The sequence below is a fragment of the Nakamurella lactea DSM 19367 genome (genome assembly GCF_000426645.1).
In the GTDB taxonomy this organism is placed as follows: Bacteria; Actinomycetota; Actinomycetes; order Mycobacteriales; family Nakamurellaceae; genus Nakamurella; species Nakamurella lactea.
In genome coordinates this window covers 373196-397403 of record NZ_AUFT01000007.1, presented here as the reverse complement: position 1 = coordinate 397403, position 24208 = coordinate 373196, and the positions used below count along the sequence as shown (strand labels likewise).

The following is a 24208-nucleotide window of genomic DNA, read 5'->3' as shown; positions in this document are numbered from 1 at the left end:
CACTCGGCCGAAGGAGGTTACGGGCCGTACGGCGGTTGAAAGAAGTTGTCCGTCAGGCCGTAGTTCTTGAGAATGGTGGTGATCACGCCGTGCGCACGCAGTTCGGACAGTGCGCGGCTATACGCGGCGTTGAGTGTGCAGTCTGATTTCCGCAGACCGTACCGGGCGTAGTTGGCCAGTAGCTCGTTCGGCGGCACATCCTCGGTCTTGAGAATCGTCAGTCCGGAGTCCGGATGCTGCATGATGTACTCGGCAGCCTTGGGCGAGTCGTCGACCACCACGTCTTCACGGCCGGCAACCAGACTGGCGAACTCAGCGTTTGCATCCTGATAGGCGATGACCTCGGAGCCGAGTGTCTTCACATAAGCCTGGGACTGTGAGCCGTTGACGACGCCGACCTTGACGTCCTTGCGCTTGAGATCCTCCCAGGACTTGATGTTCCCCGGATTGTCCTCGGGAATCAGGAGCGCCGAGCCGTACCACCAGGCGGGCGCGGTGAAGGCGATGTTCTTGAGTCGGTCGGGCGTCTCGTGGATGTTGCCGGTGATCACATCGATCCTGCTCGAGGTCAGGGCCGGGATCATCCCGTCCCACTGCAGGGTGGTGGTCTTGATGTCGGTCACGCCGATGTAGGCGAGCACCGCCATGTTGATCTCCCAGTCGAGCCCTGCAGGCTCGTTCGTCTTGGAGTCGATGTATTCATAGGGCGCGGCGGAGTAGATGCCCAGATTGATGCCGTCCTTGACGGCCTTGGCGTACGACCCGTCCGTACAGGCGAAAGACGGCAGCGAGTTCTCAGCCGGCGTCCAGCCGATCTTGGTCAGCGACGACCAGTCGGGCGTGACGGTGACCGACTCCGCGACGCCCGGATCGGCAGTATCGCTCCCGCAAGCGGATAGCGAGAAGGTAGCGAGCGCTGCGATCACGGCGACGAGCTGAGTACTGCGGCGGTGGCGTGCCATGCGAACCCCTTTGCCTGGTCGGTGTCGGTTCGGTTTCCGTCGGACTCGTCGACTCCCGGAGGAACCGGCGCCCGGCGGCGGTGCGTTGGGTAGCAACGATGATCTACTATCGATAATCTGTCAAGAGGTAACTTGCACTCACATCGATAGTGAGGAAGGGGGCGTCATGCGACGCACGGATCCGGGCGGTCACCCAGCAGAGAGCGGCAACGGGCTGTTCGCGGAGTGGACCCGGTCGGCCCGACCGGGGGTTCCGGTGTCCAGTCGAAGAGCGATCATCACCCAGATCCGCGAAGCGATCATCTCCGGCCAGATTCCCGCCGGCCAGCAACTAAAACAGGACGAGCTCAGCGCGCTGTTCGGCGTCAGTCCGGCGCCGGTCCGGGAGACCCTGCGGCAGCTGGAAAGTGAGGGCCTGGTCGAACACTTCCCCAATCGCGGCGTGTTCGTGGTTGGGGTCAGCGACGAGGAGGCCCTCCGGGTGCTCTTGCCGATCCGCCTTCTGCTGGAAACGTTTGCCGCACACCAGGTCGTGTCACGGCTGGACGACGAGCTGATCGAGGAACTGCAGCGCCAGATCGAAGTGATGGACGCTGGCGCCGATACTGGCGATATCGCCATGCTCAATGAGGCGGACGCTCGGTTCCACGAGTTGCTGGTCGAGGCCTCCGGATCACCCCACACTATCCAGCTCTGGCGCAGCGTCCTCCCCCGCATCCGCCTGCAGTTCTACCGCCTAGTGCCCAGGCACCCCGATCTTCATGACGTAACGCGGGAGCACCAGACGCTGCTCGAAGTGCTTCGTGGCGGTGATCCGGTAGCTATCGACGACGAACTCCGCGTGCACATCGTCGAGACCTCTGCCGCGCTGATCCTGCAGCACCAGAACGATTCCACTAACGAAGGCAGCTGACACAATGCCGATCAGGACGATTGAATCGGTCGACGCGTTCTACCTTTCGATGCCCACGATCGACGACGTGGGCGATGGCAGCCAAGACATGCTGCTGGTCCGGGTGGCTGCCGCCGGGCAGGTCGGCTGGGGCGAGTGTGAGGCGGCGCCGCTGCCGTCCATCGCCAGCCTTATCTGTCCGCCGTCGCACAGCGCCTGCCGGCCGGTGCTGGAATCAGTTCTTGGGATGCGGCTGGAGACTCCGGCAGACATCGCGGCCGTCGTCCGCAGGGTGCGGACCCGGAGCCTGGATCTGCTCCAGGCCCCGCACATGCTCTCCGGCATCGAGATCGCACTGTGGGATCTGCTCGGGCGCTGCCTGGAGGCTCCGGTGTATTCCCTGCTCGGTTCCGGCCGCTCACATCCTAAGGTCCCCTACGCATCCGTGTTGTTCGGCGACTCTCCGGAACAGACCCTTGCTGAGGCGAAACGTATTGCTGCCGCAGGGTTCCGGGCGGTCAAGTTCGGGTGGGGACAATTCGGCCGGGGCACGGTCCCGGAAGACGCCGATCAGTTGCATGCTGCCCGGGAGGGCATTGGGCCGGACCGGAGCTTGCTCGTCGATGCCGGAACAGTGTGGGTTGACGACGTCGACGCAGCCTCAGAACGGGTGAAGGCGTTGGAAGAGTGCGCGGTGGACTGGCTGGAGGAGCCGTTTATCTCCCATGCCATCGGCGCCTACCGGACCCTGGCCTCCCACTGCCGGACGCTGAAGCTGGCCGGCGGTGAGGGTTCCCACGACCCGTTGATGGCCGACAACCTCATGCGGTTCGGAAACATAGGCGTGGTCCAGATCGACACCGGCCGGGTGGGCGGCATCGGCGATGCCGCCCGGGTGGCCCTCTCCGCAGATCGGCTCGGCGTGCAATTCGTCAACCACACCTTCACCTCGCACCTGGCGCTGAGCGCATCATTGCAGCCATATGTCGGCCTGCCGAACCACGGTTTGTGCGAGTACCCGATTCACGCACGCTCACTGGCCACCCAGTTGACCCGCAACCACCTGGCCGTGCTCGATGATGGACTGGTCCGCGTTCCGGAGGCCCCGGGCCTGGGAATGGAGGTCGACCTGTCTTCGGTCGCCGATCTGGTGGTTGATGTGCAGATCATCGTCGACGGCCAGACCCGTTACCGAACCCCGGAAGTCGCCGGATGAGCCCCGGCGGCGCCGTAGTCAGCCCGCGCCCGCCGCCTTTCCCGCCCTCCGACGACCGGTGTAGGATCTGAATTCGTCGCCGTCTCGCCAGGCCATCTGATAGGTCCCCATGTGAAAGTCGTACGGTGCGAGCGCTTCGAGTAGGACGCCGCGCCGGGCCAGACCCGCAGCCATATCCTCGGATACCCGACTCTCGATCCCGAGCACGTAGTTGTCGTCCATCGGCAGCATCCGCGGCGCATCCTCGGCCTCATTGGGACTCATGCTGTAGCCGAGACCGTTGAGCAGGACCTGCGGCGCGGTGCAGTGCACGTTGCCGGGACTGCCCAACGACCACCAAGGTTCTCCGTCGCGGAGCACCATGGTGCAGGCGAGAATGCACTTGATGCGCGCACCCTCCGCGAGCCAGTGCGACATACCGGCGGCCAGCGAGGGAAGGGAGTGGCTGCCCACCATCGGGACTCCCCCCACCACCTCTCCCGGGATCCCGCCGGACTGCAGCGTGTTCATCAACTGCACCCAGTTTCCCTGGGCGTCGACCACGGTGAGCTCGCAGCTTCCCGCGGGCTGGTCCGGCGCTCCCCCGGCCGCCGCGACCGCGGTGGGCCCGTGGGTGAGAGTCACATGGTTGGACAGGTCCGCGGAGGTCTTCTGCCCCTTGACGATCTTCGCCAGAGATTCGTGGAAGTCGGGGTCCAGCAGGGCGTCCACCGGTGACTCGAATACCTGGGTGTCATTGAGGTAGCCACACATCCGATCGGCGATGCGCAACGCGTGGCCGAGCGCCCAGGCACCTTCCGGATCCTGGCTGTAGTGGCCGAACCCCGTGCCGCCCAGCGCGTCGAAGACGCCGAGGGTGATGGCACTGAATGCCGCTTGCCGCTCCGGCGCGGACAGCTGCACGATCTCGTGGTCCCGCCAAGTGAATCGTTGGCCGGATCCCCAGCGCGGCGGGGTGCGGGTGAGATGCTCGATGGTGATGTCCCAGCCGAGATCGTTGGCGCGCTGGACGAATGCCCGCGCCCACGGCCCGGTGGTGAACCACTCTGGTCCTTCCGCAGCGAGTCCGCGCAGCGTCTGCGCCAATGCCGGCTTTGGCCATCGATCGCCGACCTGTGGTAGGTGCCCATCGACGAGGAAATGTTGCCGTCCGGACGGCGTGTAGAGAAAGAAGTCGACCGTCAGCGCCTGGACGAAGTGCTCGAACGAGGTGACGACGTTGCCCTCCTCTGCCCAGGGGACGGCTGGCGTCACCAAGGTTTCCCACGGCCGCGACCCGAACCGGCCGTGCAGGGCGGCTAGCCCGGGTATGAAGCCGGGAAGAACCGCGAACGGTCCGCGAGTACCGGGAGGGGCGTAGAAGCCGTGTCCGCCAGGCACTCGGTGGAACGGGGCAAGGTCGTACGCCGGCGTCCCGACGCTGTTGAGATCGTGCAACTCCTTATTCAGGTTGTCCCAGTACAGGCAGCTCACGGTGCCCGCATGGTTGGTCATCTCTTGTTGGATCGTCGCCTGGATCAGGGCGCCGGTGACGACAGCGTCGACCGCGTTACCCCCATGGGCCACGGTGTCCAGCATGGCATCGGTGACGACGGGATGTTGGCTCGTCGCCACCACCCGCCCCGATGCGACTGCCTTCTGACCGACGACTCCCGGCTCAACAGTCTGCATGACAACAGTTCTCCTTCATTCCGGTTCGGATCTTCTGCGTGGAGTCCCGAGGTGGGCGTCGAGGAAGCCGAGGAGCTGAGAGAGCAGATCCTCGACAGCTGCAGGCGATTCGATGTGATGACCCTCATCCGGGTAAATGACGATCGTCGAGTCTCGCCCGTGTCGGGTCAGGGCACGGTGGAACTCCGTCGCCTGTGAGAGTGGCGTGCAGCGGTCCCGTCCGCCGGCGATGGTGAGGACCGGGGCGCGGACCCGGTCGGCGAAGAAGACCGGGCTGCGGCTGTAGAAGCGCCCGGTCGGGTTACTGACGCGGTCGGCCAGGAAGTCTTCGGCGAACGGCCCCAGGTTGGACGTGAAGTGGTGGCTGAACCAGTTTGTCACTGGGGCCATCGGGACCGACGCGGCCCAGCTCCGGTCCCCGGTGACCAGCCAGGACGCCAGATATCCGCCATAGCTCCGACCCGCTACGGCAACCCGGTCCGGGTCGATGACCCCTTCGATGGCGAGCACATCGACCGCACTGGTGATGTCCCCCGAGTCGGCGCCGCCCATATCGCCGCGGACCAGGGCGGTGAACGGCTGACCGCGACCGCCGCTGCCCCGTGGATTGGGATGTAGTACCGCGTATCCGGCCGCGACAAGCAGCGGTGTCCACCCGTAGATCAATTGCCACGACGGCCGATAGGCGGCGACCGGGCCACCGTGGATCAGGACGACCAACGGGTGTGGTCCGGGCGCGTCGGGAGCGGCCAGCAACCCCTCGATGCCGAGCCCATCCTCCGCCTGCCAGCTACGTCCGGTCAACCGACCGCCCACCTCGCGGACATATCGGGTCCCCACGGTCTCGGTGTCGACCATCGAGCGGTGTCCGGCGGGTGTGATGACCGTGAGCGCCGGCGGCCGTCCGTACCCGTGCAGTACGGCGGCGAAGGCGCCGGGCACGCCCGAGTCCAGCGGCATAGCCAGCGGATACCAATTGCCGCAGGTCTGCTCCACAGACTCCCACAGTTCGTGCCATCGGCCGTCCCGGCTGATCTCCGCCACCACGCTGCTGAGGTGGCGTTGCCCGGCCGCCAGCAGCGTGGTGTCGTCCCGCCAGGCCAGTGAGGCGATGTCGACGCCCGCGCCGTCCACGGTGGTGGCCAGACCGGTGGCGATCTCGATGATCCTTGCGGTCCCGGCAATCACTCCGCGGTCGCTGCAGATCGCCTCAACGAACGCGATCGCCTGGCCGTCGGGTGACGCGCAGAGCAGCCCGAGTTGATCGTCGGCGGTCGCGACGATCTTCGTGGGTCGGTCAGGTCGGTCGAACGTGACGATCCGGGAGGCGTACCAGGCGCCCTCCTCCGGAAGATCGGAGGCGATCGCGACGACTCCGCCGACGCACCAGTCCGCCTCCCACACATTGCAGCCTGAAGGCGACATCCGCACGGGCGCAGCGCTTCCAGCAGTGTCGAGCCGCCAGATCCGCCGCCATCCCCGGCTGCCCTGGCCGCCTTCGACACGCGTGATGCCGGCGCCTTCCTCATCCGTGAAACCACCGGATCCGGCTGCGCCGGCCCGATCCGCGTCGGGATCGGCGATCCCGACCAGCAGCCGGGTCATGCCGGGCGCGAACCGCAGGTACTCACCGATCCCCGGCAGGGCAAACGACCGGGTCCTACGAGAACGCACCGTCACCACGGTGACTGTCGACGGATCACTGAAGTAGGCCAGCAGGCGGCCGTCCGATGACCACCCGGGGGTCGTTCCGTCGGCGACCTCGGTCAACTCGCCGGTGTCCGTTCGGACCAAGAACATCCGGTCCCGCTCCGGGAGATCCCGGGCCTCCCGAACCCTGCCGGTGAAAGCGATCCGGGCGCCCCCGGGGGCCGGTGCGAACTGGGTGATGTCGCTGATCCGGCCGAGGCCCGGGCCAAGACTGCGGTCCAGGAAACCGCCGACGAAGACCGCGGCGTCGTCACTGTCCTCGGCGGGGCGACCCGATCCCGGCGTCACCGGCGCCGGACCTGCTCGATCGCCACGTCTCACCCTTCGTCTCTTGCATCCCCGGAGACAGCTTGTCGCACAGGACAACGCCATCTCGACCGACGGACGCCGAACAATTGGCCAGGGGCTTTGGACAATCGTAGGGAGGAGTGCCTAGGCTCGCCCGGTGACCTACGAGCTGCAACGGCTGGTGGAGAACCTCGGCAACCGGCTCAACCGATCGGTGGCGGTCGACGATCCTCAACTCCACCTGTTGGCCTACAACCCGCATGTCGGCGCGGTCGACTCGGCTCGCACTGGCTCGATCCTCAAACGCAGTGTCCCCGCGGAGGTCGTCGAGTACATCTACCAACGAGGGGCAGGGGACGCGACCGACCTGTTCACGGTCCCGGCGCGCGCGGACCTCGGACTGAACATCGCCCGCATCGGCATGCCGGTGCACCACCAAAACACCTTGCTCGGCTTCGTCTGGATGCTCGCCTCCGAGGGCCCGGTGACCGACGAGCAGGCCGATGTCGTTCGCCGCGCGGCGGACACCGTGGCCTTGATGCTCCACCGCGAGTATCTGATAGGCGAGCTCAGCCGCGGCCGGGAGCGGGAGCTGGTCCGGGACCTGCTCACCGACCAGGCCGGTGTCCGGGCCCGGGCCGCCACCGAACTCGTCGCGCAAGATCTCTTTTCGCCCGGACCCGCCGCCGTGCTCGTCGTCACTCTCGCTCGTGTCGGTACCCCCCTGTCCGACCACGACCGCCTGGCCCTGGCTGCCGGCGTCGCGTTCGGTCGTAGCAGGCGCGCACCGCGCCAATCCCTGGCATTGGAGCGCCCCGACCACGGGGTGCTGGTGCTGAGCCAGGACGGGCCGAAGGCTCGGAACTCAAGTCTGGAACTCGGCCGCGCCGTCCGCGAGCGGGTGCTGACGGAGGCCGCCGAGGGCGCGGAGTGCTGGGTGGGACTAGGCGGGACGCAACCCGATCCGGCCGACCTGCACGACTCGTACACCGAGGCGCGCCGCGCCGCGGAGGTCGCCAGCGTGGTGCGGGTGCTCGGACCGGTCGTCGCCGACGGCGAACTCGGCGTCTACGGGCTGCTCTCCGAACTCCCCACCCAACTGCTGGTCGAGAATCTGCATCCCGGAGTGCGCCGCATCCTCGACCGCGACGGTGGTTCCGCGGACGCGCTCGTGCTCACGGTCGAGACGTATCTGGACAACGCCGGCGAGGTGCAGCGGACCTCCGACCAGCTGCACATCCACCGCACGAGCCTGTACTACCGCCTCAAAAGAGTGCAGGAGATCACCGGCCTCGACCTGTCGGTCGGTGACGACAGGCTCGCGCTGCAGCTGGGTCTGAAGATCGCCCGGCTGATCGACGCACGCTGATCCGTCGGGCGGCTATCCGGGCTCGATGGCCGGCAGTGACGGCCGTCGACCTCGTCCGGGAACGGCCAGGATCAGCTTCCGTGTGTAGACGTGCGCCGGTCGATCGAGCACTTGGCCGGTGTCGCCGGATTCGACCACCTCGCCGCGGTACAAGACCACGACTCGGTCCGCCATCTGGCGCACGACGGACAGGTCGTGCGTGATGAACAGCATGGCCATCCCGTGGCGGCGGCGGATCTCTCGGAGCAGCTCGAGCACCTGTGCCTGGGCCGAGACATCCAGTGCCGCCACCGGTTCGTCGCAGATGAGGAGTTCGGGGCGCATCGCTACGGCCCGGGCGATGGCCACACGCTGGCGTTCGCCGCCGGACAGGGCGGCAGGCCGACGCACCGCGTACGAGCCCGGCAGGCCGACCTGGCGGAGCAGCTCGGCGACCTCGTCGTCCGCGGCGCTGCTACTCCGTAGTGCCAGCACCTCCCGAAGCGTGCTGCCGACGGTGAGCGACGGGTTCAGCGAAGCGTACGGGTCCTGGAACACGACCTGGACAAATCGACGCGCGCGCTTTCGCTCCGCCGACTTGAGCCGGCGGTAGGAGGTGACGTCAAGTCCACCCGCTTCGATCGTCCCTGAATCCACTGTGGTGAGCCCGAGGATGGACCTGGCGATCGTGGTCTTGCCCGACCCGGTTTCGCCGACCAGGCCCAGCGATTCACCCGCGGTGATGGTGAAGGAGACGCCGTTCAGAGCTACCGTCCTGGTGGACGAACGGAGCAGACCGGTGCTCTGGAACGACTTCCGGACCTCGGAGAGGGTCAGGATCGGCGGGCCGGCCGGCGGCGCCGGGGTGGCGGACCTCTCGTGCTCGATCTCGGCGACGGCCGCGCGCAGTTCCTCGGCGATGGATTCGACGCGGGCGCAGGCCGACGTGCGGCCCGCCCTGACGGTCTGCAGGCCGGGGCGGGCGCTCCGGCATCGATCGGCCGCCCAGTCACAGCGGGCAGCGAAAGCGCACACGTGCCGGACAGAGTCCGGCGACGGCACATTCCCCGGGATGGAGTTCAGCTGCCCGACGTAGTGGTCGACCGGCGGCTCCGACCTCAGCAGTCCGAGGCTGTACGGATGGAGCGGTTCGGTCATCAGCTCCGCTGCAGGTGCCTGCTCCACCACCGACCCGGCGTACATCACCTGGACGCGGTCGCACACCGAAAAAGCAACCTGCAGATCGTGGGTGATGAGGATCAGCGCCATCCCACGCTGTTCCTGCAAACCTTTCAACAGCCGCAGGATGTCGTTCTGCGTTGTCACGTCCAGCGCGGTCGTCGGCTCGTCGGCGATGAGCAGGTCCGGGTCGCTGGCCAGCGCCGCCGCCAACGCCACCCGCTGACACATGCCGCCGGAGAGTTGAAAGGGGAAGCGCTGGGCGACCTCCGAGGACAGCCCGACCTCCAGCAGCCGACGTTCGATCTCCCGTGATCGACGCTGCCGGTCGTGGCGAACGTCCCGCGGCAGCGACTCGCCGATGTGCGCGCCGATCGTCTGGGACGGGTTCAGCATGGTGAACGGATCTTGCAGCAGCAGGCTGATCCGGTCTCCGCGCAGCCTGCGCAGGGTTCGCTCCGGTGCGTTGAGGAGCGAGATGCCCTGGAACGAAGCACTTCCGATCGCGTGCAGGCCGGCCGGCAGCAGACCGACCAGTGAACGCGCGGTCAGGGACTTCCCGCTGCCGGACTCCCCGACGACGCCGAGCGTCCGACCCGGTCCGATCCGGAGACCGACATCGCGAACCAGGGTTCGGTCCGGCTTGCTTGCGGTGACCGTCAGCCCCTCGACCTCCAGCAGGACATCTTCGCCGTCGCTGCCCGAAGTGGTCACCTCGACACCGCCTTCGATGAGAGCCGATCGTACAGCCAGTCTCCGACGAGGGTGACGCTGGAGGCGGTGGCGATGAGCATGATCGCGGGGGCCAATGACAACCACGGGTTCACCGTGATGAACGACTGGCCCTCGGCCAGCATGGCACCCCAGTCCGGCTGACCGGCCTGCACGCCGAGGCCGAGATACGCCAGCGCGGAATAGCCGATCAAGGCGGCCACGAAATCGAGCAGCAGGGTGGCGACGACGGTCGGCAGGATGTTCGGCAGGATGTGCCGGAACAGCGTCCGCCTGGACGTCAGCCCGATCGTTCGTGCCGCATCCACGTACGGCAGCCGGACCTGCACCATGGTGACGCTGCGACAGAGCCGGATCTGATACGGGGTGGACAGGAAGATCAGGATCGCGGCGGTCAGCCAGTAGCCACCGTCGACGACGCCGATGACGACGATCGCGATCAAAAGCGCGGGCAGGGCGTACACCAGATCGGCAAACCGGTTCACTGCAACGTCTGCCACCCCGCCGAAGTAGGCGCCGACCATGCCCAGCGTGCCGCCGATCAGCACGCACCCCAACGCAACGCACACGGGTCCGACGATCGCCGATCGCGCGGCCGCAATGATCAGCGAAAAGACGTCCCTGCCGAGTTGGTCGGTGCCGAGCAGGTGGCCATCGCCCGGCGGCGTAACACTCAGCAGCGGGTCCTGAACGGTCGGGTCCTGCGGAGCCAGCCATTGCCCGAACACGGCAAGCACCGCGACGATCAGCAGGACGGTGAACGCCAGCATGATCAGCACCGACGGTCGCCGAGGCGTGCGGGCCGGGGCCACGACGAGCGCGGTTTCAGCAGTCACGTCGCTATCCCTTCACCGAGAGCCGAATGCGGGGATCGATGATCAGAGCGAGCAGATCGACCACCAGGTTCACCACGACCACCAGGACTGCGATGAAGAGCGCGAGCCCTTGGACGACCGGAATGTCCTTCGCCTGAACGGATTCGATCATGAGAGAGCCGACGCCCTGCAGCGAGAAGACGGTCTCGATGATGACGGTCCCGGAAATCGCACCGATCAGCATGAGTCCCGCGGCGGTGACCATCGGCAGTGCGGTGTTCCGCAGCGCATACGGAATCAGGATGCGCGATCGGCTCAGGCCACGCGCCCGGGCGAACGTGATGTAGTCCTGATCCATGACGGTCATCGTCGCCGCCCTGGTCTGGCGCACGATCAACGCGGTCAGACCGGTGGCCAGCGCCACCGCGGGGAGGGTGAGATGTTCGATGCGCCCTAGGAATCCCTCGCCCGCGCCGTAGACCGGCATGATCTCGAACCGCACTCCGAAGACGTAGATGAGCAGGATTCCGACGGTGAATACCGGCGCGCTCATCCCGACGATCGTCAGCAGCGTGACAAGCCGGTCGAACGGCTTGCCCCGGCGCATGCCGGCGGCCATGCCGGCCGGAATCCCGATCACCAGCACGAGCAACAACGCGAGCCCAGCCAGTCCGAGCGTGACCGGCAAGCGATCGGCCACCACGGTGGTGACGTCTTCACCGGACTGGATGGACTGACCGAAATCACCGTGAAGTGCGTTGACCAGCCAATTCCAGTACTGGACGAAGAACGGGTCGTTGAGGTGGTAGCGCTCTTCGAGCGAATGGATCAGCTCCGGGGTGGTCGGTTGGGTACCGAGCAGCGTCGCCAGGATCGAGCCGGGGCTCAGCATCAGGAGACTGAACACCAACAAACTCACCAGCAGCAGCACCACGACCATCGCTACCAGTCGCTTTGCTATGAAGACAACGACCTGCATCGACAGAGTCCCTTCGGACGGCGGTCGCTCACTGACGGCACGCTCGCTACCCGGCCCGGAGCTCGTTCATCCAGGTTCCGCTCGCGACTTCCATGATCCCCGGCGTCTCGGCGAAGGTGAACCCCTTGGCCAACACCAGGTTGTACTGGGGTTGGAAGAGCGGAATGTACGGCACCTCCGTCGCGATCGCGGTGAGGATCTTCTGCGCCGCCTCCCAGCGGGCGGCCTTGTCCACCGAGCTCGTCAACGTCTCGGCCGGCTCCTGCAGGTCGGCGGGGGCCCATTTGGCGAAGTTGTATCCGCCGGGCGCGGTCATCGCCGCTTCGGTGACGACCCGGCCGAGCCCCACCGGGTCCGGCGTCGCCGCGGCGAAGGCCATGGGCCACACCGATGTCGTCTTGTGGCCGAAGACCGCGGCCACCCACTCCTGCGAGCTCAGTGGCTTCGGCGTGACCGTGATACCGAGCGGTTTGAGGTTCTGCTGGAGATTCAGCACGGTGAGCTTGCTCCAGGGCTGCTCGGAGATGTAGGGGATGGTCACGGCGAATCCGTCGGCGTGGGAAGACTCGGCCAGCTCGGCCTTCGCCTTGTCCATGTCGAATTCATACGCCGGTAGTCCGTCCAAGAAACTGTTGGCGGCGTCCTCGGACGGAGCGACCGGGGCGATGACGCCGACGGGCATCAGGCTGGGTAGAAGGCTGGCATTCCCACCGAACGCGGCCTGCAGCAGGCCCTTGCGATCAATCGCGTAGGCCATCGCCTTGCGGACATGAGGGTCGTCGAAGGGCGCGGCAGTGGTGTCCAGGGACAGGAACTGGGACAGCAGCGCCTGCGACGAGTAGGCCGTGCTGCCACCGATCGCCTTCCACTGCGCCAGGGTGGTGGCATCGTTGACCAGGGCACCCTGGATATCGCCTGAACGCATGGCCAACTGCGCGGTGTTGTCGGTGGCGAGATAGCTGATCGTCACGGCATCCGGGGCGGGCTTGTCTCCCCAATAGTGCGGATTCCGGGTCAGCGTGACAGCCTCGGTGCCGAACTTTGTCACCTGGTAGGGGCCGGTGCCGACCGGCACCGCCGCCGGGGTGCCTAGATCACTGGCGTGGGCCTTGGCGAACTTGGCGTTCTGCACCAGCGCGACCAACGACAGGTTCTTTCGAACGGTCGGATCGGGATGGCTGAGGGTCACCGTCACCTCGTTGTCACCGGTCTGCTTGACGCTCGCGACGCTCTTCACCAGAGACGAGGTCTGGGCGCCCGCTTTCGCGTCGGTGACGTGCTGGATGGTCCAGACCACATCCGCCGGGGTGAGCGGGTCCCCATTGCTGAACGTTGCGTCGTCGCGCAGTGTGTAAACGATCGTGGTGTCGTTCGGCTCGGCAACCTTCGTCGCCAGGTTCGGGGTCGTGCTCCCGTCGCTGGCGATGCGTTCGAGCGGCTCGGTGAACAGAGACATGGTCCCCATGTTGACCGCGTCGAAATGTTTGGTGATGTCCAGGGAGTTCGGGTGAGCCCCGAGCGCGATGTTGACGGACGGCACCGTCGCGCCGGCGGCACCGGAGCCCGCCGCCGGGCCGGAACCGGAGCCGGCAGCTTGCCCGGAGCCAGCACCGGGGCCGGAGTTCGAGCTGGCGCCACTTGAGCAGCCGGACATCAACAATGTGAGCCCGATCAGACCGCACAGCCAGGAACGCCGCCCGGCCGTCATTCTCGTCGACATTTCGACGACCTTTCTGTCGGTGATGCCGTGCTTGGGTTTCGCTGAGTGTGTCCGCCCGCGGCCGGGCACACCATCTACGGACGTAGCGTTCTTGACCCGCCGGTCAGAACATGTGTTGCAGGGGCCAAGCGGGCTCGGGCGGTGGTCCCGTCCGGTCCGGAACCCACTGCGCGGCAACGGGCCTTTCGTCACGGCACGAACTGCTCGGGCGGCCGCTCGCCCAGCAGGTTCTCGACGAAGTAGTCCCAGGTGATCATCCGGATGTACCCGGTGTTCGTGCGGTAGTGGTCCATTCCAGGCCAGAGCTTCATGTCGAATCGCTTGCCGGCGCTCATCAGTGCGTTCACCAGGGCCAGCGTGTGGTCCGGTGTGGCGTTCTCGTCCAGATCGCCGAAAAGCAGCAGGAGCTTCCCGCTGAGTCGATCAACCAGTGGCAGGTTTCCCAGAGACCGGTAGAGGTCGGAGTCGCGCGGTGTTTCGGCACCGACGTGCCAGGCCCACATGCCGTTGGGCAGCTTCTGTGGGACGTGTACGCCTGCCGAGCTCACGCCGACCTTGAAGAAGTCGGGGAACAGCAGCATTGAACGCACCGAGTGGTAGCCGCCGTACGAGTGTCCGGTCACGCCGACCCGGTTCAAGTCCAACGGGTATCGCTCGGCCAGCTTACGGATGGCGGTCACGTGGTCGGCCAGTCCACGGGTGATGTCCGGGTGGCGTTGCGTCCACTGCCGGAACACCCGGTCCCGGCCGGGTGTTCCGCGACCATCCAGCACGACCGTCGCGAAGCCCAGGATGCCGTAGCCAACCGCGGCCTGAACGGACCGGTGGTCCAGGTCAGAACCCAGGAAGCTGGTCGGCTGGGTTGCCTTCTGAAAGCCGGCGTACATCAGGTCGATGACCGGCGCCCGCTCGTCGTCGGCCAGTCCGGGAGGCAGGCTCAGCACACCCCACAGATCGGTTTGCCCGTCGTCCGCCTTCACGGTGAACTGTTCCGGTGGCCGGTAGCCGGCGGCCAGCAGGGCACTGACGTCTGTCTTCTCCAGCGTGCCGACGAGACCGCCGTGGCGAGTCTCCCGCAGCACGATCTCGGGCGCGCGGGAGACCGTCGACATATGGTCGATGACAAACCGCCCGCTGGGGCTGATCGCGGTAACGTCCGGAACGCCGAAGACCAACCCGAAGAACTGCGGCACCCTGGCCGGGATCTCGTGGTCGGCGGGCTCGGGCGTCAGCAAGAGTTGGGAGCCGCCGTCGAGTCCGGCGCGATAGAGCTTGCGCCAGTATGGATTGTGACCGTCGGCGCCGCTACCGGCGAGCAGGTAAACCTCCCGCTGTTCCTCGTCCACCCGCAGGATGTCCCGCACCACCAACTCACCCGAGGTGATGGCGTTCGTGCAGTCACCGGTGTCTAGGTCGTATCGGTACAGGTGTCCCCATCCGTCGCGCTGGGAGAACCAGATGACCTCGCGGGTGCGCGGCAGGACCCGGATCAGCGGCAGGCTGTAGAGGTGGGTGTTCGGCTCGTAGATGTGGTCGGCGGTCTCGGAGATCACCGTGCTCTGCTCACCGGTCCGCACGTCGATCCGTTCCAGGGTGGCGGTGCCGGTCCCTACCCGGTGGGCCAGCACGTACAGGCACTCGTCTTCCGCTCCCCAGGTCAGCACGTCCAGGCCGGTGGACATCAGCGTGGCTGCCAGTTCCTCGCCGAGGTCGATGCTCACCCGCCGCCCGGTCTCCACCTCGATGATCGCCAGCTGTGGTGTGCCGCGGCGATTCTCATCGTCGAGCAGGTTGCGGATCGGGTACGTCCTGGGCCGGGCGCGATCGGCCGGAAGCTGTTCCACGAATGGGTATTCCGGGTAGTCGCGCTCGTCCGGGCGCAGGGTGACGACCAGGCGGCCGGTCGGCGAAAAGCCGGTGAACACGGGCGGGAGTAGTCGCCCCTGCCTGAGTAGGGGGATATGGACCACGTTGTAGTCAGGCAGGGCCCCCCATGACCAGTGCGGCTCGCCGTCCGCGGTCAACGCGCGCTCTTCGCCGCTCCCGATGGCGCGCAGCCAAAGATTGTGGTCGCTGACGAACAGTTCGTAAGCTCCGTCGGGGCTGGCCAGCACGGCGGACTTCGGCGACGCGTCAATCTGGTCGCCGCCCTCACGGAGCGCGGCGATCCGGCCGTCGACCAGCGCCACTCTGACGCCTCCGGCCGGGTCCGCATCGTAGGAATCAATCGGGAGCTGCCAGGGATCGACCTCAGTGCCCAGGAGCGACGCCAGTCGCGCCGCGGTCGCCTGGTGGTCGAACAGCGGCCGGCTGCTGAAGTCCTCTGGATCGACGAGCGCGTACTCGTGCCCTCCGGTCTCCCGCTCCCGCCGGTACCAGAACCGGTCCCCGTCCCCGGTCCAGTGCGGGGAGATGTTGCGGTTGCGCATCAGCGCCAGCAGCTGCTCCGGCCCCAGCGATGCGGCCCTTCGGTATCGCTCGAGCAAGTCGTCCTGCATTGCTCCTCCATCCTTGTCGCACAACGGGCCCCTCATCCGAGCGCCTCACTTCGGTGCGGCGACCGGATGCTGTGCCGGTGACTCGTTCGCTGTCGCACCTTCACCCCATGACAGTTCCGGTCGAGTTGTTGTTGACCGGACGTTTCCGGGAGAACGCCGCGAGGTTGATCTCGTGTCCGGTGTGCTCACACCGGTACTGCAGCGGATCACGGTCGTGGTCGTGCCCGGCCTCGACACGATCGACGAGCAGGGCGAGAAAACGCCCGGCCAGGGGCGCATTCTTGAACTGGTTGCCGCTGGTACCCATGGCGACGTAGTAGCCGCCGAGATCGGTCCGGTCGTAGATCGGCGTCCAGTCGCTCGCCACGTCGTAAACCCCGGCAATTCCCGCCGGCGCATTGGGGACGGTCAGGTCCGGCAGTCGCCGGGCCGCGCGCACGACCTGTGCCTGGAAGCGCTCGACAGTCACGTTCGGGTTGGCCAGGTCAGGGTCGTCCAGCCACTCGAGGGGGTCGCACTCCGGCTCGGTGCCTCCGATGTACAGCCGATCTCCCGATCCGGGACGGAAATAGACTCCGAGATCCAGGTCCGCCACCGCAGGGCCAAGGCTTCCCGCGCCGTTATAGCCGTGCGGTGCCTGCACCTGGTGAACCTCCTGCCGCATCGGGCGAACATGCACCGTGAACTCGGCTCCGACACCTGCCAGTCGGTTCAACGCGCCCGACCATGGCCCCGCAGCGTTCACCACCACCGGCGCCTGCACGCGTGTTCCGTCCGCCAGCAGCACCCCGCTAACCCGGTCGCGGTGTCTTTCCACCGCCACTACGGCGGCGTTGTACCGGAACCGCGCGCCGAGATGGTCAGCGGCCACCGCGAGGTTGTGTGCGGCCAGTTGCGGGTCGTCCACGTAACCGGCGTCCGGCGTGAAAAGGGCGCCTACCTCGGTCGTGGCATCGGCGAAGAAGTCCTCGGAGCTCAGGGGTTTGGGCGGCCAGTATCGTCCGGTGTCGATACCAGGTACCCGGTCGCGCAGAGCGGCGGCATCCAACTCCTCGTACGGGATCCCGACTGCCTCGAACAGCGGCATGATCCGCTCGCGTGGCGCCGCTGGCGCATCGATCATCATCATGCCGGTCCGGCGGAATGCCGCCAGGCCGGCACTGTCCCGGAACTGGAGGTGTTCGGCCCATTTCTCCCAGCAATGCTTGGACTCCCACGCCGTTGCGACGCCGTCCCACGTGGAGTAGTTGAAACGGACGATCGCACTCGATGCGCTCGTCGAACCGTGTCCGGCGCCGCCGGTCCGGTCCACCACGATCGTCGTCATTCCGAGTCGGGCGAGTTCCAGGGCGACGGCCGATCCGATGACACCGGCACCGACGACGATGACATCGGCAGTACTGTTCCTCATGCTGATTCGATGCCTTGCTCGCGGGCCACTCGGCGCTCCAGGGCACGGAACGGCAGCGCCCCACCGCCGAGGACCGCCTCGTGGAACTCGCGGACATCGAACCCAGATCCCAAGTGGGACTGAGAGTGTTCGCGCAGCCGCAGGAACTCACGGTATCCGGCGCGGTAGCACAACGCCTGGCCGGGCAGATCCGTCGAATACCGGAGCAGCTCGGTTCCGATCTGCACCTCGGACTCGATCGTGTTGGCCCGCATGAACTCTCGAGCCTTTTCCAACGACATGATGCCCAGGTTCAAGCCGGTGTCGACGACGAGTCGCTGGGCGGTGAACCGTTCGTGCGCGAGCCGCCCGTACGCATCCCACGGGTCGTCGTACAGCCCCATCTCCCAGCCGAGCCCGGCGGCGTACTCGGCCCATCCTTCGGTAAAGGCGGTGAATGCGATCAGGTCGCGGCGCAACGGAGGCAGGTGGTCGTCCTCGCGCTGGCGCGCCATATGGAAATGATGCCCCGGCGCGAGCTCGTGATAAATGAGGGTGCCCGCGGTCAGCAGGGAGCGCTGAGAAAGATCGGAAGCGTTGTAGTTGTAGCGGCCGATCGGAGCGGCGGGGGTCGGCGGTTGGTAGAAGCCGAAGGTCATGCTGGCTTCAAGTGCCGGGTTCAGCCGAGTGACACCGTAGGGGGTGGCAGGCAGCCGTGAAAACCATTGTCCCAGCATCGGTTCCAATCGGCGCATGTAGCCGATGTAGCGCTCTTCAACTTCCTCCGGGGAGGCGGCGAAGAGCCTCGGCTCGGCTGCCAGCCGCGCCCGGAAGTCCTCCTCCGACCCGGTGAAGTCGAGCGCGCCCCGCAACTCGCTCATCCGCTCGGCGAGCCCGGCACATTCCGCCTTTCCGCGCTCGTGCAGGTCCTCGGGCGACTGATCAGTCGTCGTGTAGTCCGCGACAAAGTTGCGATAGGCATCGTCACCGTGCGGATAGCGCACCCAGCCGACTGCGCCCGGCGCCGCGTCGCGGTACTCGGGATCGTTCAGCTCGGCCAGCAGCGCGTTGAAGGCCGGACCGAGGTCGTTCTTGACTGCATCGTCGAGCGCGTCGTCCAGCTTGCCGCGACCGCCCGGGTCGAGCCGACCGAGTCGCTCTTCGTCGACACGTACCGAGTGTAGGAGGTGCGTCCGCAGGTTCTCGATGGTCGTCACCGCGCCGGGAAGGGCCGGCTTCGGGATCCGAAACCCGCGCGCGGCCTGGCCGGCAACCTTGGCGCCGATGCCCGCGATCGATCCGGCCAGTGAGCGGACCAGCCCGACATACCGATCCACGGAGTCGGCCGACTCGAAGCCGAACCTGGTAAAGACGGGATCGCTGTAGGTGGTGAAGTGGAACAGTTGATAGGGGGTTGCAGTCGGCGTCGCCCAGTAGTGGGTGGCGGCCCGCACATCCTGGGCGGCCAATTCGCTGACGAATCCGACGGTGTCGGCGTCCCGGCCGTCGAGGCCCTTTTCGCCGATGTCGGCCAGCGCCGCAAGCACGTCGGTGGCGAATGCTGCGCGCGCCTGCGATTCGTCCTCGGAGTAAGTGGGGAATCCGTCGACCGGCTCGCCCCGCACGATCCGCAGCCCCGGTTGGGTGTCGAGCGTGAACTTCAGATAGGCATCGGCAACTGCGGCGGTGTCCGGCGAGCTGAGTAGCGACCCCCTGGCGTCGTTCATGACCACAGTCTTCGACCCGACCGCACCGGGGTCATCCATCAACCGTTGAAAACTATTACGGTCGGACGCATCGAACGTGGTGATCCGATGCGAGCGGGTTATCGGCTGAGTGACCCGACCGATCGTCGCCTGCTTCCCACCGTTCGTCCGGCTCGGCCGTTCCGAACCCGGCGAGAGACGTCAGTAATCTGAGGACCGTCAGGTTCGCCGTATTGGCGCCACGAACCGTCGACAGCGGCAGTGAGTAATCGAAGGTGACGAACCCGCGAACTTCGTGGTGGCCAGGGCCAACAGGTAGGCATCGGTACCCTGCCGCGGGCCGTGCATCCGACTGCGGTCGCATGCCCAGAACTCGTGATGCGGGTCGTTCGTCGCCTGTCGCAACAGCATCACTGCCTCGGACGGTGAGACCGGACTCGGGTAGCGAGGCTGACTGATACTCCGGACGAACCCGTGCCCCGCGCGCACGCATCAGCGCCTTCCAAAAGCGCAGCCCCTGGATCCGGCTCAACCGGTGTGGACAACAGGGGACTATGAGCAACACCCAGGTTCGCCCGGCTGTGCCGGCGGAAGCGGCCGAGCTCAGCGAGCTCGCACTGCGTAGCAAGGCCCACTGGGGCTATTCGGCCGACTTCCTGGACAGCGTCCGCGCCGAGCTGACGATCCAGGCCGAACTCTGCGACGGAGTCCGACTCATCGCCGCCGAGCGGGACGGGACGCTGCTCGAGTTCCACCAACTGGCCGGCGACCCGCCCGAGGGCGCTCGAGTCGCTGTTCATCGATGCTCCGGCGATCGGCACCGATGTCGGCCGCTTGCTGTTCGCCGATGCCGTCGACCGCGCCCGGCAGCTCGGTCTGACCAAGCCTGCTGATCGACTCCGATCCGGACGCCGAAGCCTTCTATCTGCACATAGGTGCCGTGAGGATCGGCGAGACGCCGAGCAGGTCGATCCCCGGCCGGGCGCTGCCACAGTTGCGCTACGCCCTCTGCTTCAGGCTCTCGCGCTGAATCAGGGCCTCAAGCCGGCAGCGAGGAGTGCTGGCGCCGCTCTCACGCCTGCCGCACCCGATTGGTGAGGATGCCGATCCGGTCGATCTCGATCTCTACGACGTCACCGTCGGTCAGGAAGATCGGCGGGTTGCGGAACGCCCCGACCCCGGACGGCGTGCCGGTCGTGATGATGTCCCCGGTTTCCAACGTCATCCCCTGGGAAAGCCGCGAGATCAATTCGGCCACCGGGAATATCATCGCGCTGGTGTTCGCCTGCTGCAGCACCCGCCCGTTGACCCGGGCGACAACCGACAGCGACTGCGGATCGGGAATCTCGGAGGCTGGCACGAGCCGTGGGCCGATCGGCCCGAAAGTGTCGAACGACTTCGCCCGGCTCCACTGGCCCTCCTCGCGCTGCACCCGCCGGGCGCTCACGTCGTTCATGCAGGTGTAGCCGAGCACATGCGACAGGGCCTGCTCCACCGGGACATCGCGGGCCGGCGCGCCGATCACCACTGCCAGTTCGGCCTCCCAGTCGACCTCATCGATGCCGGCCGGGATCACGATGTCCTCACCGTCCCCTACCAGGCAGGTCGGGAACTTGGTGAAAGTGACGGGAGCGATCGGTGGCTCGGTCTCGGTCTCGCTCGCATGGTCGGTGTAGTTCAGCCCGACAGCGATGATCTTTCCGGGGCGAGAGACAACAAGGGACATCGGTGGATCCTCTCGAGGGTCTGCGAGCGGGGCCGATGAGCTGCACCACCCGGTGCGTGGTTGTAGCATGCACTTTGTCAACAATAATCAATTGATGTGCGCGGATCAACAACGGGGCGCGTCTAGACTTCGCGGAAGGCCGGTGGCCTCACCCAACGAGCGGGCGTGTGGAGGTAACGGCGTGAGCAAACTGACGGCAGCGGCATCTGACGACCAGGCCCCGGACCGGAGCCGACTGAAGTCGGCCGCGCCCCGGACCAGTCTGGGTGAGGTGGTCGCGGACCGGGTCCGCGACGCAATTCTGCACGGCGAACTCCGCCCGAGCGAACACCTTCGGGAGGAAGAGCTCTCCGAGCTGCTGGAGGTGAGTCGCGGGCCGGTCCGGGAGGCATTCCTGATCCTGCAACGCGAGGGCCTGGTGCAGGTGCTGCGGCACCGCGGCGCGCGGGTGGTTGACCTGTCGCTCACCGACCTCGGTGAGGTCTACAGCCTGCGGGCTTCGATCGAGGACCTGGCGGTCCGGCTGGCAACAAGGCGCCGCGAGGAGTCCGACCTCGCTCGTCTGCAGGGATCCTTCGATGCGATGGAGAAACTGCCCAAGTCCAAGCGCACCGAGCACGAGGCGGCGCGCATGGACGTCGAATTCCATGACGGCATCTTTGCGGCGGCGCGGCACGAACGGTTGTGGGACAGCTGGAGCGCGATCCGGATGCAGGTGTTCCTGTTGCTCCTCAAGCGCAACATCGCCAACCCCGACTGGCGTGTCATCACCGCCGAGGGTCATCACCGCATCCTGGAGCGAATCCGCAGCGGCTCCGAGGATGCCGCCGCCGCGGAGGTCAGGGACCACATCTCGACCGGCTACCAGCGGATCGTCAACGGCTTGGTCGAAACCGCCGGCAAGAGCACTCCGGAGGACGACATCCGCCGGCTCGCCGACACCTTCCTGCTGCCATGACCGACGATGCCAGGGTCGCCGTCGTCACCGGCGCCGCCGGCGGGATCGGCGGCGCCGTCTGCCGGCTGCTGGCCGACAACAGCTGGGCCGTGGTCGGTATCGACCGGGACTCCTGCGAGCTACCCGCCGTGGAAGGCATGCGTGTCGACATCACCGACGGGGACGCCGTCCGGGACGGTATCGCCGGCATCGTCGCCCGGTACGGCCGGATCGACGGCCTGGTGAACGCCGCCGGGATCCTGCGCACCGGTTCGGTCCACGACACCGAACTCGCCGACTGGGAACAGGTTTTCGCGGTGAACGTCCGCGGCACCTTCCTGCTCGCCAAGTGGTGCCTGCCGCACCTGCGGGCCGTCCCCGGCAGTTCCATCGTCAACCTTGCCTCGGTGCACGCCGAGGCGACGGTGCCCCGGCTGGCCGCCTACGCGGCGAGCAAGGGCGCGGTGCTGTCGCTGACCCAGCAGATGGCGCTGGACTATGCGGACGACGGCGTCCGGGTCAACGCCATCGTGGTCGGCAGCGTCGACACCCAGATGTCGGCGGCGCACGGCGCCGCGATGGCGGCCGAGGGCGTCACCGTTGCCGGTGGCAACGGCGCCATCGGCCGAACGGCCGAACCGCGCGAGATCGCCGAGGTGGTCAGCTTTCTGCTGTCGCCCGCCGCCTCCTTCGTCACCGGGTCCGCGCTGCGCGCCGACGGCGGTCTGCTCTCCCGGCTGATGTGACTACGGGACAACCATGCTACGGCTGACGGCGACCCCAGCCGCGGCCAGCACCCGGCTGGCTTGTGCCGCAACGGCATCCACGTCACCGGCGGCGGCCGCGTCGCCGTCGATGATCTCCCGGCCAAGGCACGCCGCGTGCACGCCGGCCGCGAACAGGTCGGCGAGCTGCTCGATGGTGACTCCCCCGGAAACCACCAACCTCGGCTCCGGCATCGGCTCGCGGACGGCCCTGACGAACGCCACACCGCCGAGCAGGTTGATCGGGAACAGCTTGACGGCGGCCGCTCCGGCCAGGTGTGCCCGCTGGATCTCGGTCGGCGTCGCGGCCCCGGGCACCAGCGGAACACCCTCCGACACAGCCACTTCCAGCACCGCCAGGTCGGTGCAGGGCGACACCAGGTAGCCGGCGCCCGCGGCGATGCACCGACGCGCCTGGTCGACGCTGAGTACCGTTCCGGCGCCCACCCGGCCGCCAGCGCCGGGAGCGAGTTCGGCGATCAGTTCCACCGCGTTCGGAACCGTCAGGGTGATCTCCACGCCCGGCACCCCGGCGGCCAGCAGTCCGAGGCTCGCGGTCCGGGCGAACTGCGGGTCGGTGCTGCGCACCACCGCGACAACTCCGGCCGGAACCGCGCCGCGCTGCGACACCGCCCCGCCCGGTGACGCCGCTGTGCTCATGCCGGGTGACCGGCGGGATCGGCGACCGGGCGAACCGCCAGCCGGCCGCGCTGCGGATCTTTGCCCAGTGCCACCTCGATCACGTCGCTGACCGTCCAGTCGGCCAGGCGCCGCCCGGAAGCCGATGAGTACCAGGCGATGTGCGGCGTGAGGATGGCGTTCGGCGCGGTGCGTAGCGGCGAGTCGTCGGCGAGCGGCTCGGTCTCGAAGACGTCGAGGGCGGCGGCACCCAGCCGGCCGGAGTGCAGCGCCTCGGCGACCGCCGCCTCGTCGACCAGGCCGCCACGGGAGACGTTGACCAGCACCGCACCCGGCGGTAGCAGGGCGAGTTCGTCCGCCCCGATCAGGCCACGGGTCTGCGGCGTCAGCGGCACGTGCAGTGAGACGATCGAACTGCGGGACAGCAGTTCCGGCAGCGAGCCGACCATCTCCAGTTCGTCGGACCCGGGGGTGCCGGGGACGTCATAGCCGAGCACCTCGCGGACGAACGGCCGCAGCCGGCGGCCGGCGGCCCGGCCGATCCGGCCGGCGCCGACGATCCCGGCGCTCACCTCCTGAAGATCCAGGATCGGGCCCAACTGCGGCCCGGACGCCCACTGCCCGGTGCGCAGGCTCCGGTCGGCAAGGGGAATCAGCCGAACGGCCGAGAGGGCCATTGCCGCAGCGTGATCGGCGACCTCGTTGGTGGCGTAGTCGGGCTGGTAGACCACCGCCGTGCCCCGTTCGTCGGCCGCGACCAGGTCGATGGTGTCCAGACCGACCCCGGCCCGCCCGACCACCCTGACCGACTCGGGCAGCGCCGCGAAGTGCTCGGCCGACAGCCGGTGCAGGGTGACCACGATGGCGTCGGCCCCGGCCGCGGTCCGGGCCAGGCTGTCCGGCGAATCCATTGGCCCGGTGACGAATCGGGCCTGACCCCCGTAGCGTTGCTCGATCTCGGCCTGGGTACTGAGGGCGCCGTCCGCGACGGCGATGGTGAGCGAAGACATGGGAGTCCTTCCGATACAGGTCCCGA

At 67.2% G+C, this 24208-nt stretch carries 18 protein-coding genes; 5 read left to right on the top strand and 13 right to left on the bottom strand.

What is annotated here, in order from left to right; all coding sequences use genetic code 11:
* Positions 1–17 precede the first annotated feature (17 nt).
* Entirely contained in the window at positions 18–962 is a 945-nt protein-coding gene (locus tag K340_RS28810) for a substrate-binding periplasmic protein (RefSeq protein ID WP_051265646.1), read from the bottom strand.
* A gap of 166 nt (positions 963–1128) precedes the next feature.
* Between K340_RS28810 and K340_RS28805 the strand changes: the two genes are divergently transcribed.
* Complete coding sequence (locus tag K340_RS28805) at positions 1129–1875, top strand: GntR family transcriptional regulator (RefSeq protein WP_051265644.1); 747 nt, start codon at positions 1129–1131, stop codon at positions 1873–1875.
* Between the two features lie 4 nt (positions 1876–1879).
* The gene (locus K340_RS0109660; RefSeq protein ID WP_029136569.1) at positions 1880–3070 is read left to right on the top strand and encodes a mandelate racemase/muconate lactonizing enzyme family protein; all 1191 of its coding nucleotides are present in this window, start codon (positions 1880–1882) and stop codon (positions 3068–3070) included.
* A gap of 18 nt (positions 3071–3088) precedes the next feature.
* Here the strand turns inward: K340_RS0109660 and K340_RS0109655 are convergent, their stop codons facing one another.
* Entirely contained in the window at positions 3089–4741 is a 1653-nt protein-coding gene (locus K340_RS0109655; protein WP_029136568.1) for a gamma-glutamyltransferase, read from the bottom strand.
* A 15-nt stretch (positions 4742–4756) separates the two neighbouring features.
* Positions 4757–6739, bottom strand: a complete 1983-nt coding sequence (locus K340_RS28800) for a S9 family peptidase (protein ID WP_051265642.1) — start codon at positions 6737–6739, stop codon at positions 4757–4759.
* Between the two features lie 157 nt (positions 6740–6896).
* Between K340_RS28800 and K340_RS0109645 the strand changes: the two genes are divergently transcribed.
* Positions 6897–8108, top strand: a complete 1212-nt coding sequence (locus K340_RS0109645) for a PucR family transcriptional regulator (protein WP_029136567.1) — start codon at positions 6897–6899, stop codon at positions 8106–8108.
* Positions 8109–8120: 12 nt separating this feature from the next.
* Here K340_RS0109645 and K340_RS28795 read toward each other — a convergent pair whose 3' ends face one another.
* The 8 genes from K340_RS28795 to K340_RS28780 form a co-directional block, all read right to left on the bottom strand.
* Positions 8121–9980, bottom strand: a complete 1860-nt coding sequence (locus K340_RS28795) for a dipeptide ABC transporter ATP-binding protein (RefSeq protein WP_051265640.1) — start codon at positions 9978–9980, stop codon at positions 8121–8123.
* Positions 9977–10834, bottom strand: coding sequence for an ABC transporter permease (locus K340_RS0109635; RefSeq protein WP_211229353.1), 858 nt, complete (start codon positions 10832–10834; stop codon positions 9977–9979). The genes K340_RS28795 and K340_RS0109635 overlap by 4 nt, the downstream gene beginning before the upstream one ends.
* Positions 10835–10838: 4 nt before the next feature.
* On the bottom strand, positions 10839–11792 hold the full coding sequence (locus tag K340_RS0109630; protein ID WP_029136565.1) for an ABC transporter permease: 954 nt from the start codon (positions 11790–11792) through the stop codon (positions 10839–10841).
* Positions 11793–11838: 46 nt separating this feature from the next.
* The gene (locus K340_RS0109625; RefSeq protein ID WP_084614219.1) at positions 11839–13512 is read right to left on the bottom strand and encodes an ABC transporter substrate-binding protein; all 1674 of its coding nucleotides are present in this window, start codon (positions 13510–13512) and stop codon (positions 11839–11841) included.
* Positions 13513–13700: 188 nt separating this feature from the next.
* Positions 13701–16010 carry a S9 family peptidase gene (locus K340_RS0109620; RefSeq protein WP_029136563.1) on the bottom strand — a complete coding sequence of 770 codons (2310 nt, stop codon included), beginning with the start codon at positions 16008–16010 and terminating at the stop codon, positions 13701–13703.
* A 100-nt stretch (positions 16011–16110) separates the two neighbouring features.
* Positions 16111–17421, bottom strand: a complete 1311-nt coding sequence (locus K340_RS0109615) for an NAD(P)/FAD-dependent oxidoreductase (protein WP_029136562.1) — start codon at positions 17419–17421, stop codon at positions 16111–16113.
* The gene (locus K340_RS28790) at positions 17418–19025 is read right to left on the bottom strand and encodes a DUF885 domain-containing protein (protein WP_161632081.1); all 1608 of its coding nucleotides are present in this window, start codon (positions 19023–19025) and stop codon (positions 17418–17420) included. Before K340_RS28790 ends, K340_RS0109615 begins: the two co-directional genes overlap by 4 nt.
* A 1153-nt stretch (positions 19026–20178) precedes the next feature.
* Positions 20179–20832, bottom strand: a complete 654-nt coding sequence (locus K340_RS28780; protein ID WP_051265636.1) for a fumarylacetoacetate hydrolase family protein — start codon at positions 20830–20832, stop codon at positions 20179–20181.
* Positions 20833–21013: 181 nt separating this feature from the next.
* Here K340_RS28780 and K340_RS35785 point away from each other — a divergent pair, with 181 nt between their 5' ends.
* Both K340_RS35785 and K340_RS0109590 read left to right on the top strand, forming a co-directional pair.
* On the top strand, positions 21014–21790 hold the full coding sequence (locus K340_RS35785; RefSeq protein ID WP_051265634.1) for a GntR family transcriptional regulator: 777 nt from the start codon (positions 21014–21016) through the stop codon (positions 21788–21790).
* On the top strand, positions 21787–22515 hold the full coding sequence (locus K340_RS0109590; RefSeq protein ID WP_029136561.1) for an SDR family NAD(P)-dependent oxidoreductase: 729 nt from the start codon (positions 21787–21789) through the stop codon (positions 22513–22515). Before K340_RS35785 ends, K340_RS0109590 begins: the two co-directional genes overlap by 4 nt.
* On the opposite strand, the gene K340_RS28770 is transcribed toward K340_RS0109590, so the two are convergent.
* Both K340_RS28770 and K340_RS28765 read right to left on the bottom strand, forming a co-directional pair.
* Positions 22516–23193: a bifunctional 4-hydroxy-2-oxoglutarate aldolase/2-dehydro-3-deoxy-phosphogluconate aldolase gene (locus tag K340_RS28770; protein ID WP_051265632.1), complete on the bottom strand. Its 678-nt coding sequence runs from the start codon at positions 23191–23193 to the stop codon at positions 22516–22518.
* Complete coding sequence (locus K340_RS28765; protein ID WP_051265630.1) at positions 23190–24182, bottom strand: 2-hydroxyacid dehydrogenase; 993 nt, start codon at positions 24180–24182, stop codon at positions 23190–23192. Before K340_RS28765 ends, K340_RS28770 begins: the two co-directional genes overlap by 4 nt.
* Between the last annotated feature and the right edge of the window lie 26 nt (positions 24183–24208).